This window comes from Cobetia sp. UIB-001, from assembly GCF_044789135.1.
Lineage (GTDB): Bacteria > Pseudomonadota > Gammaproteobacteria > Pseudomonadales > Halomonadaceae > Cobetia > Cobetia amphilecti.
This window is the reverse complement of sequence record NZ_CP058244.1, coordinates 852059-870410: the sequence shown is the minus strand read 5'-3', so window position 1 is coordinate 870410 and position 18352 is coordinate 852059. Positions and strand designations below refer to the sequence as shown.

Annotated in this window: 15 protein-coding genes; 1 reads left to right on the top strand and 14 read right to left on the bottom strand. The window is 64.0% G+C overall.

The window, feature by feature from the left end:
• Positions 1-55: 55 nt before the first annotated feature.
• Positions 56-436, bottom strand: coding sequence for a hypothetical protein (locus HA399_RS03695; protein ID WP_043332488.1), 381 nt, complete (start codon positions 434-436; stop codon positions 56-58).
• Between the two features lie 62 nt (positions 437-498).
• Between HA399_RS03695 and HA399_RS03690 the strand changes: the two genes are divergently transcribed.
• On the top strand, positions 499-978 hold the full coding sequence (locus tag HA399_RS03690) for a DUF721 domain-containing protein (RefSeq protein ID WP_404326090.1): 480 nt from the start codon (positions 499-501) through the stop codon (positions 976-978).
• A gap of 214 nt (positions 979-1192) precedes the next feature.
• Here the strand turns inward: HA399_RS03690 and lpxC are convergent, their stop codons facing one another.
• From lpxC to HA399_RS03625, 13 genes are all read right to left on the bottom strand, one after another.
• Entirely contained in the window at positions 1193-2104 is a 912-nt protein-coding gene (lpxC, locus tag HA399_RS03685; protein ID WP_404326089.1) for a UDP-3-O-acyl-N-acetylglucosamine deacetylase, read from the bottom strand.
• A 451-nt stretch (positions 2105-2555) separates the two neighbouring features.
• Positions 2556-3722, bottom strand: coding sequence for a cell division protein FtsZ (ftsZ, locus tag HA399_RS03680; protein ID WP_043332494.1), 1167 nt, complete (start codon positions 3720-3722; stop codon positions 2556-2558).
• Between the two features lie 40 nt (positions 3723-3762).
• Positions 3763-5043 carry a cell division protein FtsA gene (gene ftsA / locus HA399_RS03675; protein WP_043332496.1) on the bottom strand — a complete coding sequence of 427 codons (1281 nt, stop codon included), beginning with the start codon at positions 5041-5043 and terminating at the stop codon, positions 3763-3765.
• Positions 5044-5332: 289 nt separating this feature from the next.
• Positions 5333-6061 (bottom strand): cell division protein FtsQ/DivIB, encoded by a 729-nt coding sequence (locus HA399_RS03670; protein ID WP_286987197.1) that lies wholly within the window; start codon positions 6059-6061, stop codon positions 5333-5335.
• Positions 6062-6064: 3 nt separating this feature from the next.
• Positions 6065-7030, bottom strand: coding sequence for a D-alanine--D-alanine ligase (locus HA399_RS03665; RefSeq protein ID WP_404326088.1), 966 nt, complete (start codon positions 7028-7030; stop codon positions 6065-6067).
• A 32-nt stretch (positions 7031-7062) separates the two neighbouring features.
• Entirely contained in the window at positions 7063-8475 is a 1413-nt protein-coding gene (gene murC, locus HA399_RS03660) for a UDP-N-acetylmuramate--L-alanine ligase (protein ID WP_216059803.1), read from the bottom strand.
• Between the two features lie 22 nt (positions 8476-8497).
• Positions 8498-9574: an undecaprenyldiphospho-muramoylpentapeptide beta-N-acetylglucosaminyltransferase gene (gene murG, locus HA399_RS03655; protein WP_404326901.1), complete on the bottom strand. Its 1077-nt coding sequence runs from the start codon at positions 9572-9574 to the stop codon at positions 8498-8500.
• A 77-nt stretch (positions 9575-9651) separates the two neighbouring features.
• On the bottom strand, positions 9652-10881 hold the full coding sequence (ftsW, locus tag HA399_RS03650) for a putative lipid II flippase FtsW (protein ID WP_248379489.1): 1230 nt from the start codon (positions 10879-10881) through the stop codon (positions 9652-9654).
• Positions 10874-12385 carry a UDP-N-acetylmuramoyl-L-alanine--D-glutamate ligase gene (gene murD, locus HA399_RS03645; protein ID WP_404326087.1) on the bottom strand — a complete coding sequence of 504 codons (1512 nt, stop codon included), beginning with the start codon at positions 12383-12385 and terminating at the stop codon, positions 10874-10876. The genes ftsW and murD overlap by 8 nt, the downstream gene beginning before the upstream one ends.
• Positions 12386-12398: 13 nt before the next feature.
• Complete coding sequence (gene mraY / locus HA399_RS03640) at positions 12399-13481, bottom strand: phospho-N-acetylmuramoyl-pentapeptide-transferase (RefSeq protein WP_043332504.1); 1083 nt, start codon at positions 13479-13481, stop codon at positions 12399-12401.
• A gap of 9 nt (positions 13482-13490) precedes the next feature.
• The gene (murF, locus tag HA399_RS03635; RefSeq protein WP_404326085.1) at positions 13491-14942 is read right to left on the bottom strand and encodes a UDP-N-acetylmuramoyl-tripeptide--D-alanyl-D-alanine ligase; all 1452 of its coding nucleotides are present in this window, start codon (positions 14940-14942) and stop codon (positions 13491-13493) included.
• Positions 14939-16537: a UDP-N-acetylmuramoyl-L-alanyl-D-glutamate--2,6-diaminopimelate ligase gene (locus HA399_RS03630; protein WP_404326084.1), complete on the bottom strand. Its 1599-nt coding sequence runs from the start codon at positions 16535-16537 to the stop codon at positions 14939-14941. Before HA399_RS03630 ends, murF begins: the two co-directional genes overlap by 4 nt.
• 105 nt (positions 16538-16642) lie before the next feature.
• Positions 16643-18304: a penicillin-binding protein 2 gene (locus tag HA399_RS03625; RefSeq protein ID WP_054555193.1), complete on the bottom strand. Its 1662-nt coding sequence runs from the start codon at positions 18302-18304 to the stop codon at positions 16643-16645.
• Positions 18305-18352: the final 48 nt, after the last annotated feature.

Below are 18352 nucleotides of genomic sequence, written 5' to 3'. Positions count from 1 at the left end.
CGCTCGAAAGAGAAAACGAACCTCATCATCCGCGGCGCGAACGATGAACGGGGTGTCAGGACAGAATGGGCGGCGCACGCGGCGCGATGGCATTGACGAGGCCACGCAGCAGAACGCGGGTGCAGGAAACGAAGGAGCGCTGGCGCGGGAGGTTGGGACTGGCCTGGGGCGCACGACGCACCCGCTTGCGCAGGCAGCGTAGCCCCTGACGGCGACTCTCGGCACGAATCACCGCGGGTGCCAGCAACTGAATGCTGGCCAGCGTCAGATTGACGCGCTCGACCTGCGCCGCGCTCAGTCCAGCGGGGAACAGACAGCTGAGCAGCAGGCCTGCCAGCAGCCAGCGTGGCGCCGTGCGTACCGACCAGCGACGCGAAGCGCCGCTACCGGAATCCGGTAACGCACGAGGGCGTGCTGTGGCATCGACAGGGCTCATGCTGTTGCCGGACTCCCGCTCATGATAGATTGCCGGAAATCACTGAACCGGCATGCAAGCCCATGAGTATAAAGGCTAAGCGTTTCCGCGCCCAGCCCGCGGCGCGCCTGTTGAACGGCAAGGGGCAACTTGGCAGCGTCATGCGCCAGGCGCGCATGCTCGAGCAGGCCCAGCTGCACCTGCGTGCCGCACTGCCCAAGGACATGCAGGAACAGGTCTTCGTCGGCGGCTATCACGATGACACCTTGACGCTGATCACCAGCCGCGCCTCCTGGCTGACCTGGCTGCGCTATGAGCAGCGTCGCCTGACCAGTGTGCTGCGCGAGCTGCCAGAACTCGCCACCCTCGCCCGCCTGGCCTTCAAGGTCCGCCCGATCCGCCCGGCCTTCGTGCCCGCACGCCAACCACGCCACCTGCCAGAGGCTGCCGCGGAACATCTGCTGGATTGCGCCTCCCATACCCGGGACGAGCGTCTGCGCCTCGCCCTGGAGCGACTGGCAGCTCACGCATCGGATTCGAGCGACGACACCGAGACGCCCTGAGCCAACTCAAGCATTTCTTGTCTGGCATGCAAACAGCCGCGCCGCCCAGAAGGGCGGCGCGGCTGTTGTCGTTCCCATCTCCGGCTGGCTAAGGCCGGAGCAGTGCTGTCAGGCTGGACGGGCTAGGTCACAGTGTTCTGCTCGTACTGTCTCTGAGTGCTTTTCTTCTGAAATACCTCGTCTTGCAGCTTTCGCTGCTGTCATTGACCTCGACTCAGACGGCAAGCGCCGGAGAGGCATAGGAAATCGGCATCGCATCGGAGTTCTCGAAGGTGACGACCTCGTAGCTGTCGGCATTTTCCAGCAGCGCGCGGCACAGCATGTTGTTGAGGCCATGACCGGACTTGTAGCCACGGAACTCACCGATGATGCTGTGACCCAGCTGGTAGAGGTCGCCGATGGCGTCCAGCACCTTGTGCTTGACGAACTCATCGTCGTAACGCAGGCCTTCATCGTTGAGGATGCGATAGTCATCGACGACGATGGCGTTGTCGAGGCTTCCGCCCAGCGCGAGGTTCTGGGAGCGCAGGAACTCGAGATCACGCATGAAACCGAAAGTACGCGCGCGAGACACTTCCTTGACGAAGGAGGTGGTAGAGAAGTCGACCGTGGTGGTCTGCTTCTGCTGCTCGAACACCGGGTGATCGAAGTCGATGGCGAAGGACACCTTGAAGCCGTTGTGCGGCAGAAAGGTCGCGACCTTGTCACCATCACGCACTTCGATCTCGCGCTTGATGCGGATGAACTTCTTGAGCGACGACTGCTCCTGGATACCAGCGGACTGGATCAGGAAGACGAACGGACCGGCGCTGCCGTCCATGATCGGCACTTCCGGCGCGGACAACTCGACGAAGCAGTTGTCGATGCCCAGGCCTGCGAAGGCGGACATCAGGTGCTCGACGGTCGTCACCTTGGCTTCACCGTTGGAGACGGCGGTGCACATGGTGGTGTCACGGACGCTCATCGCATCGGCACGGATATGAGCCTGCGGCTCGAGATCGGTACGGATGAAGACGATGCCGGTGTTGACCGGAGCGGGACGCAGCGTCAGGTAAACCTTGTCACCTGAGTGCAGACCAACGCCTGTGGCGCGGATCGTATTCTGGAGTGTTTTTTGTCGAATCATAGGGAGATAGCCAGTCAGCCTGAATTTGGAAACAGTGTTCATGATAACAGCAATGCAGGAATTCAACAAATTGTCACCTGCCGCTGTTAGGGAAATTCAACATTGCCTTTCGAGCACCATTGAGGCTGACCCGCGCGCCTGCTGGCCTCGTGCTGAGTATGAACACGCAATCACCAAACAGTTCTCACTCGCACTGCCATAAAACGATAATCAATGTGCAAGACAGCTTGAAGTCCTCCCTTCCTTACGCGCCCACGGCACTGGCGGATGCACACGTGACGCACAGGCAGCGCCCCGCGCCGGCGGCGAAAGCCCCTTTTGTCTGCCCCGGAAACGACTTCACCCACCCGGGAAGCCCCGGATGGGTGAAGTCAGACTCACGATGAGCCGTGTCATCTCAGCCTCGTGCCGACTGGCGCATGAGCGTCAATGACGTGTCAGTCAGTGCGCATCAGTCAGCCTGGCGACGCAGGAAGGCCGGGATATCGAGATAGTCATCCATATCACGCGACTTGCGCGGCTCAGACTTCTTGGCTGCCGCTTCCTGCTCTTCCTTGGCCTGACGGGTGACCGTCGGCGTCTGCAGGCTGCGGTAGTCCGCCGGCTTCTCGACGGTACGCTTGGCCGGTGCCGTTTCACGCGCCGCCGGCTTCTCGACGCGACCGTCGAGACCCGCCGCCACGACAGTGACACGCAGCTCGTCGGTCATGTCCATGTCGATGGACGTCCCGACCACGATGGTGGCGTCCGGAGAAGCGAACTCCTGCACGGTGGCACCCACATCGTTGAATTCACCGATGGAGAGGTCCGGGCCCGCCGTGATGTTGACCAGGATACCGCGCGCGCCGTGCAGATCGATGTCTTCGAGCAGCGGGCTGCGAATGGCCTTCTCGGCGGCTTCACGAGCACGGTTCTCGCCGATGGCGTCACCGGTCCCCATCATCGCCATGCCCATCTCGGACATGACAGTGCGCACGTCGGCGAAATCGACGTTGATGATGCCCGGGCTGGTGATCAGCTCCGCGATCCCCTGCACAGCACCCAGCAACACGTCGTTGGCGGCGCTGAAGGCGCTCAGCAGGCTGGCGCTCTTGCCCAGCACAGACAACAGCTTCTCGTTGGGGATGGTGATCAGGGAGTCGACGTGCTCGGAGAGCTCCTTCATGCCCTGCTCTGCCGCCTTCTGACGACGCGGTCCTTCGAACGGGAACGGACGCGTGACGACAGCCACGGTCAGGATACCCAGTTCCTTGGCGACCTGCGCCACGACAGGAGCACCGCCGGTACCGGTACCACCCCCCATGCCAGCGGTGATGAAGACCATGTCGGCGCCTTGCAGCAGCTCGACGATACGCTCACGGTCTTCCATCGCCGCCTGACGGCCCACTTCCGGGTTGGCGCCAGCGCCAAGCCCCTTGGTGATTTCACTGCCCAGCTGCAGGACAGTCTTGGCGGCCACGCGCTTGAGCGCCTGAGCATCGGTGTTGGCGCAGATGAACTCGACGCCTTCGATGTTGCTCTCGACCATGTGATTGACGGCGTTACCACCGCCGCCGCCAACACCGATCACCTTGATGACCGCGCTGCTGGAGGGTGCGTTATCTACCAGTTCGAACATATGCCCTGTCTCCTGGATCACAGTCTTTCTGTAATCCCTGTCAGAAATTTCCCTTGAACCAGCCCTTGATCCGCTCCAGCGTGGAGGTGTCGTGCTCTTGGCCGTGAACGCGTCGCGCGGCAGATTCCTCTCTGCGCACCGCGACGGTCGTCGACGATGGCGTGTGCCGCTCCTGTTTCATCCCATAATGTAGCAAACCCACACCCGTGGAATAAATCGGATTGCGGACCACATCCGCCAGTCCACGCACATTTTGCGGGCAAGCGATGCGAACCGGCATGTGGAAGATCTCCTCCGCCAGCTCAACGACACCTTCCATGCGTGACGTTCCACCCGTCAGAACCACGCCCGCAGCCACGAGATCTTCATAGCCACTGCGACGCAATTCATCGCGGACCAGGGTGAACAGTTCCTCATACCTGGGCTCGACCACTTCGGCCAACGCTTGACGGGACAGATCACGTGCCGGTCGGTCACCGACACTCGGCACCTTGATCGTCTCGTCGCTGGAGGCCAGCTGGGTCAGAGCACAGGCATACTTGACCTTGATTTCTTCTGCATATTGCGTCGGTGTGCGCAGCGCCATGGCGATGTCATTCGTGACCTGATCACCCGCGATGGGGATCACAGCCGTATGACGAATGGCACCTTCGGTGAAGACGGCGATATCCGTGGTACCACCGCCGATATCCACCATGCACACACCCAATTCACGCTCATCCTCGGTCAGAACCGCATGACTCGAGGCGAGCTGCTCGAGAATGATGTCGTCGACTTCGAGCCCGCAGCGACGCACGCACTTCTCGATATTCTGCACGGCATTCAGTGCGGCAGTGACCAGGTGAACGCGCGCCTCAAGACGCACCCCGGACATGCCCAACGGCTCGCGAATACCTTCCTGACGGTCAATGGCATATTCCTGCGGCAGCACGTGAAGAATGCGCTGACCTTCAGAAATCGCTCGAGCGCGCGCCGAGTCGATCACGCGTTCGATATCAGACGGCGTCACTTCGCGATCCTTGATCGCCACGACACCATCGGAATTCATCGAACTGATATGACTGCCGGCGATGCCCACATATACCGAGTGGATATCGCAGCCGGCCATCAACTCAGCCTCCTCCACTGCGCGCTGGATCGACTGTACGGTCGATTCGATGTTGATCACCACACCCTTCTTCATGCCACGTGAAGGGTGGGAGCCAATTCCCGCAATTTCGATACCGCCATCATCGGTCGGCTGACCCACGATCGCGACTACCTTGGAGGTTCCGATGTCCAGCCCGACCACCATATCCTGTGATTTGGAATGTCCTGCCATAGGTCGGGCCAGCTCCTTGATTCTGGTTCATCATGAAAATAATTGCGCGCTTTGACAGACAACATGTCTGCCGCACCACCCAAAACGGGTTTACGTTCCGTTTAACCCGTACAGAGGGATTTGACTTCCCAGTATAGGAGCAGCCACTTGGGGCATACCAGCCTAAAATACCGAGGGGCGCAAATCCCCGCTAGAATAGGCGGGATTGACGACAAATGAAACTGGCGATATCGCCATTTTGCTAATACTCACACGCAAATGAAGCATGTAGTGAGTGTCGCCATTTGCCTCAACTGCCCTTGCCTTCTTCGGGTGCCGTCGTCTCCCCATGCCACGCCACTGCCACTCCGTTGGGGTAACGCAGATCAATGTAGCGGATCTGCGACGCCTCATCACCCAGACGCCGCTGCCAGGCCGCCATGAAACGCGCCAGACGTGCCTCTCGATCATTGCGACCCAGCATTACCCACACCGAATCATTGACCTGAAAGCGCCAGGCGCCGCGTGGCTCCAATCGCAACTGGGAGACATTGAGCCCCAGCCCGCCCAACTGGCTCTGCAGCGCGTCAAGCTCGGCCAGCACTTCGGATCCACTGCCCTTGGGCCCCGCCAGATTGGGCAGATTGCCCAGCTGTGTGACCGGGCCCGCCTGGAAGGCATCACCGCGCACATTGAGCAATTCGCCATCATTCCAGTAGGCCACCGGCTGCTGTTCAAACAGCTCGAATTCGAGTGTATCCGGCCAGCGACGCGAGATGCTGACCTCACTCAGCCAATCGATCGCCAACGCGCGACGCCGAACCTCGCCCAATGGGACGGAGAGCCAGCTCTGGCCACGAATCAACGGCGCGATATGGCGCTGAAGGTAGGCAGCACTGACATGATCGAAGTCACCCTTGATGGTGACTCGCTCAATGGGACGGTCAAGCCAGGTCCACAATGCCTGTCCGCCCGCGACCAGCAGCGCAAGACCGAGAACGAGGCCGAAGATTGCGCCGGTAGTGCTACGCGCCGCCATCAATCAATGACCACTCTGCTGAGCGACTGACGCGTCGTTTGCGTCCCGCTCGGCGAGAGTCGTGTCGAGAATGCGCAGCACCAGGGTGGCGAAATCGAGCCCGACATGCGCCGCGGACTGCGGCACCAGGCTGTGATCGGTCATGCCCGGTGAGGTGTTGACTTCCAGCAGCCAGAAGGCGCCGTCCGCATCTTCCATCACATCGACACGGCCCCAACCCTCGCAGCCCAGCACGTTGAATGCCTTGAGCGAGATCTCGGCCAATTCCGACTCGCGCGCAGCGCTCAGACCACAAGGCAGAAGATAGCGCGTAGTATTGGCGATGTATTTGGCATCGTAATCATAGAACCCGCTATCGGCTTCGATGCGAATGGCCGGCAGAACTTCGCCGTCCAATACCGACACCGTGTATTCCGGGCCCTTGATGAAACGCTCGGCCATCACCACCGCATCGAAGCGACTGGCATCCGTCCAGGCATCCTGGAGCGCCTGGGCGTCCTCGACGATATGGATGCCGAGCGTCGACCCCTCATGCACCGGCTTGACCACCACCGGCGTCCCGAGCGTCTCGAGCACCGACTGCCAGTCCGTGTCCGCCGCCAGGCGACAGGAACGCGGCGTCGGCAAGCCTTCGATATCCCAGAGCTTCTTGGTACGCAGCTTGTCCATGCCCAGCGCCGAGGCCAGCACGCCGCTGCCGGTGTAGGGGATGCCCAGCAATTCCAGCGCCCCCTGCAAGGTGCCATCTTCGCCGCCGCGACCATGCATGGCGATGAAGACACGGTCGGGGCGCAATGCCTCGAGACCGGCCAGCCCATGCGCCATGTCATAGCCCTGCACATCGACACCTGCGCCCTGCAGGGCCGCCAGCACCGCCTCACCGCTCTTGAGCGACACCTCGCGCTCGGCGCTCAGGCCACCGAACAGCACCACGACACGTCCATAGCGCGTGGCCAGTTCAGGATTCACGCCTGTCGACCCGGATGGGGAGGAAGAGACGGTCATAGCGTCACCTCGTCAAGCTTGAGGTCGGCCCCCGCCAGTGCCAGCGCAATGCCACCGACATCGCCCGCCCCCTGGGTAATCAGGATATCGCCCGGACGCAGCACGTTCTTGAGCAAGTCCGGCAAGGCACGCTTGTGCTCGACGAACAGCGGGTCCACCTGACCGCGCTGACGGATCGAGCCCGCCAGCGAGCGGCCATCGGCGCCCGGAATCATCGCTTCCCCGGCGCTGTAGACATCCAGCAGCAACAGGGTGTCGACTTCGGACAGCACACGCACGAAGTCTTCATAGAGATCATGGGTGCGCGAATAACGGTGCGGCTGGTAGGCCATCACCAGACGGCGCTGCGGCCAGCCGGCGCGCACGGCGCGAATCACCATCTCCACTTCGCGCGGGTGGTGGCCATAATCGTCCACCAGCATCACGCTCTGCTCACCATTGGGTGCCGCGAATTCTCCGTGCACCTGGAAGCGACGACCGACACCGGCAAAGCTTGCCAGTGCGCGGGCGATGGCCTCATCGCTGACACCGACATCGGTGGCGATGGCGATCGCCGCCAGGGCGTTGAGCGCATTGTGCTCACCCGGCATCGCCAGGGTAATCTCGAGCGGTGCATGGCCTTCCGGACGCAGCGCCGTGAAGCTGAGCTGACCGCCACCCTGGCGGAAATCGCTGATGCGGTAATCGGCATCGTCGCTGAAGCCGTAGGTCACGAACTGACGCTGAACACGGGGCAGCAGCTCACGTACGTTGGCATCATCGATACACAGCACCGCCAGACCGTAGAACGGCAGGTTGTGCAGGAATTCGATGAAGGTGTCCTTGAGGCGATTGAAGTCGCCCTCATAGGTGGCCATGTGATCGGCATCGACGTTGGTTACCACCGAGATCAACGGCTGCAGATGCAGGAAGGAGGCATCGGACTCATCCGCCTCGGCGACCAGATACTCGCCCTCGCCCAGACGGGCGTTGGTGCCCGCGCTGGTCAGCTTGCCGCCGATGACGAAGGTCGGGTCCATGCCACCTTCCGCGAGCAGGGTCGCGGTCAGGCTGGTGGTGGTGGTCTTGCCGTGGGTGCCGGCAATCGCGATGCCCTGGCGGAAGCGCATCAGCTCGGCGAGCATCTCGGCGCGACGCACGACGGGGATGCGATGCTCCCGCGCCCAGGCCACTTCCGGGTTGGTGGTGTCCACTGCCGTCGAGACCACGACCACATCCGCGCCTTCGGCATTGATGGCCGCATGACCGATGGCGACACGCACACCGCACTCACGCAGATGCGCCGTGACGGCGGATTCCTTGAGGTCACTGCCGCTGACCTCATAGCCCATGTTGCCCAGTACTTCGGCGATACCACACATGCCCACACCGCCGATGCCGACGAAGTGGATACGACGGATGCGGCGCATACCTGCACCGCGATCAGAATTGCTAGCGTTCAAGGCGAGTCTCCATGCAGCCTGCCAGCATGGTCGCTACCGCATCGAGTTCCGCACTATTGCGGGCGCGAGCGGCCATGCCAGTGAGTATCTTGGGGTCGAGCAATTCTGCAAGCGTCTCGGCGAGGCGCTCGGCAGTCAACGTATTCTGGGGAATCAGGCGCGCGGCATCCGCCTTGACCAATACCGCGGCATTGACGGTCTGGTGGTCATCCACGGCGTGGGGGAACGGCACCAGCACCGCAGGGCGACCTGCCGCGGCCAGCTCGGCCACGGTCAGGGCGCCAGCGCGACAGACCACGAGGTCTGCCCAGGCATAGGCCTCGGCCATGTCACCGATGAACTCGCTGACCTCAGCCGTGACGCCGGCTGCCTGATAGGCGGCAAGGGTCGCCTCCTGCTTGTCACGTCCGGCCTGATGGCGCACCACGGGGCGCGAGGCTTCCGGCAGCAGAGCCAGCGCCGGCGCGAGCGTCTCGTTGAGCGCCTGAGCGCCCAGCGAGCCGCCCATCACCAGCAGATGCAACGCACGCGCCTCGCCTGCCGTCTCGACAGCAGGTTCGGTCACATGCCCGGCGGCACCAACGCCGGCGATCTCATCACGCACCGGATTGCCCACCACCTGAGCCCCGAGGGCCGGCGGGAAGGCGCCCGGGAAGGCGGCGTAGACACGCGTCGCCATTCGCGCCAGCACCTTGTTGGTCAGGCCCGCGATGGCGTTCTGCTCATGAATGATCAGTGGAATGCCTTCAAGGCGCGCCGCGAGCCCGCCCGGACCACTGGCGAAGCCACCGAGGCCTACCACCAGCACCGGCTTGAGCTCACGAATCACGCGCCGTGCCTGCAGGACGGCGCGCGCGAGACGAAACGGGATCGCCGCATAGCCCGCCAGCCCCTTGCCGCGCAGGCCTGCGACCTCGACCCGATGCAGCGGGTAGCCGGCGTCGGGCACCAGGCGATTCTCGATGCCGCGCGGGCTGCCCAGCCAATGAATCTCGTGACCGGCCGCCGCGAGGGCACGCGCCAGCGACAGCGCCGGGATCACATGCCCTCCCGTGCCGCCGGCCATCATCAGCACGACGCCTTTGGAGACAGTGTCTACCGAGTCGACCGCCCCCTCGGGAGCGATGGTAGAAGAAGATGACGTCATGCCTGTGCTCCTTGCGGTGTCTCGGTCGGCTTCTTGGCCTTGCGCCGGGGCGCGGCGGTATTTCCTGTCGGTGTGCGGGTCAGCTTGCGGGTCTCGGCATCGATACGCAGCAGTATCGCGATCTGCACGCAACTGACGATCAGGCTGGAACCGCCATAACTCATCAAGGGCAGAGTCAGCCCCTTGGTGGGCAGCAGTCCGCTGGCCACACCGATGTTGATGAAGGCCTGCGCCCCCAGCACGAGGGCGATACCGTAGCCGAGGTAGGCGCTGAACGGCAAGCCGGCGAGTTCAGCGCGGCGACCGATCTTGAAGGCGCGGTAGATCAGCAGTCCGAACAGCGCCACCACGGCCGTCGCCCCGATCAAGCCCAGCTCTTCAGCCAGCACGGCGAACACGAAATCGGTATGCGCTTCGGGTAAATAGAACAGCTTCTGCACGCTGTTGCCCAGCCCCATGCCGCTCAGGTGGCCACGACCGAAGGCGATCAACGCCTGGGTCAGCTGGTAGCCACTGTCATACATGTTGGCCCACGGGTCGGTATAGGTGGTCAGACGCTCCCAGCGATAGGGTTCGGCGATCGCCAACAGCCAACCACCGCCGCCGGCCAGGCCCAGCAAGACGATGAAGCCCCACCAGGCGACGCCCGCCATCAGCAGCATGCCCATCACGGCACCGCCCATGACCACGATGGAGCCAAAGTCAGGCTCCAGTGCCAGCAGCACGATCATCAGCAACAAGGGGACGCAGGGCAGAATGAGGCCGTTGACGACGCTGGCGCGCACCTTGTCGAGGCGGCGGTCCAGGTAGCCGGCCAGCCAGATCATCAGGCACAGCTTGGCGATCTCGGAGGCCTGCACCCCGCCGACCAATGGCAGCGGTATCCAGCGCTTGGCGCCGTTGATCTCACGCCCGACCACCAACACGACCACCAGCAGCACGAAGCCCAGCATCAGCATCGCGAAGCTGCGCTGCTGCCAGGCGGACATCGGCACGCGCAGCGTACAGAAGGCGGCCACCAGGCCGATCACGATGAAGATGCCGTGACGCATGCTGTAGTAGAAGGCATTGCCATCGAAGCGCTCGCTCGAGATCTCGCTGGAGGCAGAGGTCACCATCACCCAGCCGATACACAGGATCGCCAAAGCGCAGAACAGCAGCCAGCCGTCGACGGGCTGACGCTCTGCCGTCAGGGTGTCATGGACTCGCCGGGCCTTGTTACGCATCGCAGGCTTCCTTGTCGCTGCCGCCAGGGCCAGAATTACGGTCAGCACCGGGCATGATGTGCTGCGTGACCCAGTCACGAAACGCGTCGCCGCGCGCCATGTAATTGGGGAACTGATCGAGACTGGCGCAGGCCGGTGACAGCAGCACGCAGTCCCCCGCCTGAGCGATCTGTCGAGCATGACGCATGGCCTCCAACAGCGTCATGACTGGCGTCACGGAGACGTCATCGGCCAGGGCTTGCGTCAATAGCGGCGCATCCTGTCCGAACACCACCGCCTCACGGGCGTAACGGGCCAATGGCGCCGCCAGCGGCGTAAAATCCGCGCCCTTGCCCTGGCCGCCGGCCAGCAATATCAGCTTGCCCTCAAGCGTCGGGCCGAGACCGGCAATCGCCGCCAGCGTCGCCCCGACATTGGTGCCCTTGGAATCATTGATCCAGCGCACGCCCGCCACCTCGGCGATCAGCTCGCCGCGATGCGGCAAGCCCGCGAAGCTTGCAAGCTCGGCGACCATCGCCGTCTCGTCGAGGCCGATCGCGGTGCCCATCGCGAGTGCCGCCAGCGCATTGGCCTGATTGTGGCGGCCTGCAAGACGCACCTCCGCAGCAGGCATCACGCCGCGCAGCTGGCCAGACTCGACATGACACAGCGACAGCGTGCCGCCCTGCTCCGCCAGGCACCAATCTGCCTGACTGATAGCCTCATCGGCCGACTTATCGGCCGACCCATCGAGCTGCACGCTGAAGCTGACTCGCGCCACCGCATCATTCTCGGCCGGCCAGCTCCAGGCGTCATCGGCATTGATGACCGCAAGGCCTGCGCCGCGGAAGATGCCGCGCTTGGCGGCCTGATAGCCGCGCATGCCATCGTGGCGATCGAGGTGATCTTCGGAGAGATTCAGGAAGCAGGCGACATCGGCCTTGAGCTCAGGCGTGGTCTCGAGCTGGAAGGAAGACAGCTCCAGCACGTAGAGTTCGGCATCAGGCTGCTCACGCAACAATGTCAGCGCGGCGGTGCCCAGATTGCCGCCAACCGCCACGTCACGGCCGGCACGCGCGGCCATCTGCGCGATCAGCGTGGTCACGGTGGACTTGGCGTTCGAGCCGGTGATCGCGACCAGCGTGGGCCGCTTGCCCTGCGCGTCGCGGGCCTGGCGCTCATCCAGCGCGCGCACGAAAAGTGCGATCTCGCCGACCAGTCGCTCGCGAACCCCATCGAACACCGCCTGACGCGGGTCGATGCCTGGACTGAGCACCACCTCGCCGAAGCGTGACAGATCCAGCGCTTCCAGTGGGCCGAGATGTACCTCGGCCTGCGGCGCATGCTCGCGCAGGCTCTCGAGGCCCGGCGGTGCGCTACGGGTATCGGCGACGGCAAAGTCGATGCCGCGATCACTCAGATGGCGAGCGATCGCCTGTCCGGAGACACCAAGACCGACCACCAGGGTCGGTCCTTTGGCAGGCACCGGCGAGGCCGGTGCTTGAGAGGTGACAGAGAGGGTCATCGCGAATGCGTCCTCAGCGAACCTTGAGTGTGGCCAGGCCAAGCAGCACCAGCACGACGGTGATGATCCAGAAGCGCACGATGACGCGCGGCTCCGGCCAGCCTTTCAGCTCGAAGTGGTGATGCAGCGGCGCCATGCGGAAGATGCGTCGCCCGGTCAGCTTGTAGGAGCCGACCTGCAGGATCACCGAGACGGTTTCCATCACGAAGACGCCACCCATGATGAACAGCACGATTTCCTGACGCACGATGACCGCCACGACCCCCAGTGCCGCGCCGAGTGCCAGCGCGCCCACATCGCCCATGAAGACCTGGGCGGGATAGGTGTTGAACCACAGGAAACCGAGGCCGGCACCCGCGATGGTGGCGCAGAACACGGCCAGCTCGCCGGAACCGGCGATGAACGGAATGTGCAGATACTCGGCGAACTTCAGGTTGCCAGAGGCGTAGGCGAAGATGGCCAGGCCCATGGCGACCAGCACGGTCGGCATGATCGCCAGACCATCGAGGCCATCGGTCAGGTTGACCGCATTGGAGCTGCCGACAATCACGAAGTAGGTCAGCACCATGTAGAACACGCCCAGCGGGATGACGACGTCCTTGAAGAACGGCACCAGCAGGCCTGTCTCGGCCGGCGTACTCGCCGTCAGGTACAGCACCACGGCGGCGCCGATGCCCACCACCGACTGCCAGAAGTACTTCCAGCGCGCCGGCAGGCCACGCGGATTCTTCTCCACCACCTTGCGGTAGTCATCGACCCAGCCGACGGCGCCGAAGCCCAGCGTGACGGCCAGCACCACCCAGACATACAGGTTGGTCAGGTCGCCCCACAGCAGGGTGGAGACGGCCATCGACAGCAGGATCATCACGCCGCCCATGGTCGGGGTGCCGGCCTTGGAAAGGTGAGACTTGGGGCCATCGTCGCGCACGGCCTGGCCGATCTGGCCATCGACGAGCTTGCGTATGACCCAGGGACCCAGCCACAGACACAGCAACAATGCCGTCAACGTGGCCAATACCACGCGCAGGGTCAGATAATTGAAAACCGTAAAGGCGCCATTGAATTGGGCCAGAAACTCAGCAAGCAGCAGCAGCATGACTCACATTCACCTTGATGCGTCGACCTTGAGCGCGGCAACGACATTCTCCATGCCAGCGCTGCGAGACCCCTTGACCAGAACACTGGCCCCGGTGGGTAGATGGTTACGGGCGTAAGCTTCCAGCTCTGCCCGCTCGATAAAGTGCTTGCCACCGGCCCCGAAGGCCTCGGCAGTCGCCTGGGCGCCCTCGCCGCAGGTGGCAATGAAATCTATGCCCAGCTTGCGGGCGTGGTCGCCCACCTCGGCATGCAGACGTTCAGCGTCTGCTCCGAGTTCGCCCATGGCGCCCATCAGGCACCAGCGCGGCGCAGGCAGTGTCGCCAGCAGATCCAGCGCCGCCAGCATGGCACCGGGGTTGGCGTTGTAGCTGTCATCCAGCAGACGCGAACCGTTGATGCCCGCCACGACCCCCAGCCTGCCGGGCACGCTCTCGGCGCTCTCGAGTCCGGCGATCACCAGATCACTGTCGATGCCCAGTGCCAGGCACGCCGCGGCAGCCGCCAGCGCATTGGCCACGTTGTGACGCCCCAGCAACGCCAGCTGGACACGACCGAGCGAGCGGCCATCAAACGTCAGTTCGAAAGCATAACGCCCGAGCTCATCCGCGCCTAGCTCACGTGCCTGCAGGCGTGCCGGGCGATCAACGCTATCCACGCCGCCATCCGCAACACTGAAGTCGATGACATCGACCGCCTGGCCGGTTGCGGCCAGCGCCTGCCATAGCGAGAAGTAGGCGTCATCACGGTTGAGCACCGCGACCGGACGTCGCCCTCCCAGCGGGCTCAAGCCCGCCAGAATCTCGCCCTTGGCCTGGGCGATCTGCCCCATGCCGCCGAATTCGCCGACATGGGCGCCGGTGACATTGGTGATCACCGCCACTTGCGGGCGCGCCAGGGCCGTCGTCCAGGCGATCTCGCCGAGATGATTGGCGCCCAGTTCGACCACGCCGTGCCGGTGGGCGTTGCTCAAGCGCAGCAACGTCATCGGCAGGCCGAAATCGTTGTTGAGGTTGCCGTGATTGGCGAGGCTTTCGGCCTCGAAACGCGCGGCATCCCGCACAAGGATGGCATGCACCAGGCCCTTGACGCTGGTCTTGCCGCTGTTGCCGGTCACCGCGATCAGCGGCCTCCCCCAGGCACGACGACGCGCCGCCGCCAGCAGCCCGAAGGCCAGGCGGGTATCCGCGACGACGATCTGCGGCAGCGGATCATCCACTGCCCGCTCGACCAGCGCCGCGACGGCGCCATTGGCGCGAGCCTGGGCGAGGAAGTCATGGGCATCGAAGCGCTCACCCTTCAGGGCCACGAACAGCGGGGCGGCCTGCTCGCCAAGCTTGCGGGTGTCCGTCTCGATGGCGCCCAGCACCTGACCGCGCAATGCCTGTGGCAGCTGCGCCCCGAGCACCGCGGTCAGTTCCTCGAAGGTGCCCAGAGCGACGGGCTGTTCAGGCGCACTCATGCGTCACGCTCCTGACCTTCCAGCATCGAGAGCTCACGACGCTCCAGCGCCGCGACCGCATGGGCTACATCGGAAAACGGCAGTCGCTGACCGTCGATCTCCTGATAGTCCTCGTGCCCCTTGCCGGCGATCAGGATGACATCATGCTCGCCGGCATCGCGGATGACCTGGGCAATGGCTTCGCCACGTTCGGCGATATCCAGCACGCGCTCGCGGGCATGGATGCCGGTCATCATCTGCTGACGGATGGCGGCGGCATCCTCGCTACGCGGATTGTCATCGGTGATCACGACACGGTCGGCGCCCTGTTCGGCGGCCGTGGCCATCAGCGGGCGCTTGCCGCTGTCGCGATCGCCACCACAGCCAAGTACACACCACAGGCGCGCATCATCCCGCGCCGGCAGGTGGGCACGCAGCGCGGTCAGTGCCGTCTCGACGGCCTCCGGCGTGTGGGCATAGTCGACCACCACCACCGGCGCGCCATCACGACTCAGGCGCTGCATGCGGCCCGGCACCGGCGTCAGACGCGGCGCGGCGGCAAACAGCCCCTCGAACGAATAGTCGAGGCCATGCAGGATCAGCATTGCCAGCAAGGCGTTGTCGAGATTGAAGCGCCCCATCAGATTGAGGCCCAGCTCGCGCTCGCCATCCGGCGTCGCGATCACGGCAACCTGGCCCAGCGGCTCGGGGAAGACATCCAGCACGCGCAGGGTCGCGACATCATCACGCCCCATTGCCAGCACGCGCACGCCGCGCTGCATGCCGGCCAGCATCAGACGCGCCAGCGCATCGTCGGCATTGAGCACCGCAAGCTTGAGTTCGGGACGCTTGAACAGCTTCGCCTTGGCCGCCGCATAGGCCGCCATGCTGCCGTGATAGTCGAGGTGGTCTCGCGAAAGATTGGTATAGCCCGCGACGGTGAAGCGACAGCCATTGACGCGCCCTTGATCGAGCGCATGAGAGGAGACTTCCATCGCGATCAGCTCGGCACCGGCCAGGCTAAGCCCCTTGAGCGCCGCCTGCACGGCCAGGGCATCAGGCGTGGTGCGCTCGCCCGCGACCAGCGCGCCGGGACGCCCGATGCCGAGCGTGCCGATCATGCCGGCGGGCGTGCCCATCGCTTCGGCCAGCTCGGCGATGTAATGGGTGACGGAAGACTTGCCATTGGTGCCCGTGACCCCGACCAGCGTCAGCGACTCGGGCACGCGGAAGGCCTGGCGGCCCAGCTCACCGAGCTGCTCGCCCAGGTTCTCGAGCCAGACGACTCTGGCATCGTCTGAATGAAGTGCGAGACGCGCATCCCCGCCTGCGGGTCTTTCGGCCAGCACCAGCTCGGCACCGCCCTCAAGCGCCGCGGCGATATAGTCGCGGCCATCGCTGGCGATGCCGGGGATGGCGATGAAGAGGGAGCCCTGCGCGGCACTGCGACTGTCGATCGTCAGGTGCCAGTCATCGCGCGCGGCAAGCCGTGCACGGCAATCGTCATTGAGGGCGCCTGGCCACAGCGCCAGCAATGCTGCCAGCATGTCTGTCGCCGTGGCCAACGGGCGCGCCAGAAACTCGCCCAGGCGCCTGGAATCGTGCGGTGAAGTCATGTCGGAAGACCTTCCTTGTTCCCGATGTCCCGGAACGTATTCACTACATGAGAAAAAAGACGCAGTCGCCCGCCCGAGGCCGACGACCGTGCCACATGAAAAGCGTTACTCACCGACCTTGCTGTCCGGCGGCACATCCAGCAAGCGCAAAGCCTTGCCCACCACGCGCCCGAACACGGGCGCCGCCACCAGACCGCCGTAATATTCTTCCCCTTTGGGGTTCTCGATCATCACCACGGTCACGATACGCGGATCAGACACCGGTGCCACACCCGCGAACAACGAACGATACGCGGTCTTCTGATAGCCACCGGCCGTCACCTTGCGCACGGTGCCGGTCTTGCCGGCGATGCGATAGCCTTCGACCACCGCCCGCTTGGCAGGCCCGTTGGGCTGCACGATCTTCTCCATCATGCCGAGCAAGGCGTGCGCGTTGTCCGATGAGATCACCTGGTCACCGACCGGCGGCGTCTTGACCTTGAGCAGCGACGGCGGCACACGACGGCCGTCGTTGGCGAGCGCGGTGTAGGCGCTGGCCAGCTGCAGCGCCGAGACGCTGATACCGTAACCGTAGGAGATGGAGGCCCGCTTGCTGCGCGACCAGTTGGTCGGCGGCGGCAGCACGCCGGTCGTCTCGCCCGGGAAGCCGGTGCCCGGCGCCTGACCGAGGCCCAGCTCATAGTAGCGATTCCAGACCGCATCATCCTCGAGACTCAGCGCCATGCGGCTCATGCCGATATTCGAGGAGTGATAGAGAATGCCCGCCATGTCGAGCTTGCCGTAGTTGCGGAAGTCACGAATGGTGAACTGATCGACCCGCATGTAACCCGGCGTGGTATCGATCACCGAGTCCGGCTGATACTTGCTGGAGGCAAGGCCGGCGCTCATCGACAGCGGCTTCATCACCGAGCCGGGCTCGAAGGCATCGGTGATCGCGCGGTTACGCAGCCCGGCGGGATCAAGCCCGGCACGGTTGTTCGGGTTATAGGACTTCTGATTGACCATCGCCAGCACTTCGCCGGTGCGCGCATCCATCATCACCAGGGTGCCGCCATCTGCGCGGTGCTCCGCCACGGCCGCCTTGAGCTCACGGTAGGCCATGTATTGCAGACGCAGGTCGATGGAAAGGGTCAGGTCGCCACCGGGCTTGGCTTCGCTGATCAGATGCAGGTCACGCACCAGGCGCCCCTTGCGGTCCTTGAGCACGCGTCGCTTGCCCGGCGTACCGGAAAGGTAGGAATTGTAGGCAAGCTCGAGCCCCTCCTGGCCCTTGTCATCGACGTTGGTCACGCCGATCAACTGGGCGGAGACTTCTCCGGAGGGGTAATAGCGCTTGTATTCCTGCTTGTGGCTGACGCCCGGAATATCGAGGTCAATGGCAGGCTGGGCCTGCGGCGGGGTCATCTGGCGCTTGATGTACATGAAGCCCTTGCCGGCATCACGATAGCGGCGGACGCGTGCGATCAGATCATCCGGCTTCTGTCCCAGCGCGCGCGCCAGCAATGACAGCCGCACGGGGTCGTCGGGCACCTTGCGCGGGTCGGCCCATAGGGTGATGACCGGCGTGGAGATCGCCAGCGGCTCACCTGTGCGATCGGTGATCATGCCGCGGTGAGCATTGATGCTGTCGACACGCAGGGTGCGTGCGTCGCCCTGATCCTGCAGGAACTGCTGATCGAAGAGCTGGAGATAGCCGATGCGGCCGACCAGAGCGACAAGCCCGGCCAGCACGATGAAGAGCATGATGCGATAGCGGGCTGGCCCCATGGCCGCGCGCGCGCTCTTGCGGGCACCGCTGGCGGCCTTGGTACGAGC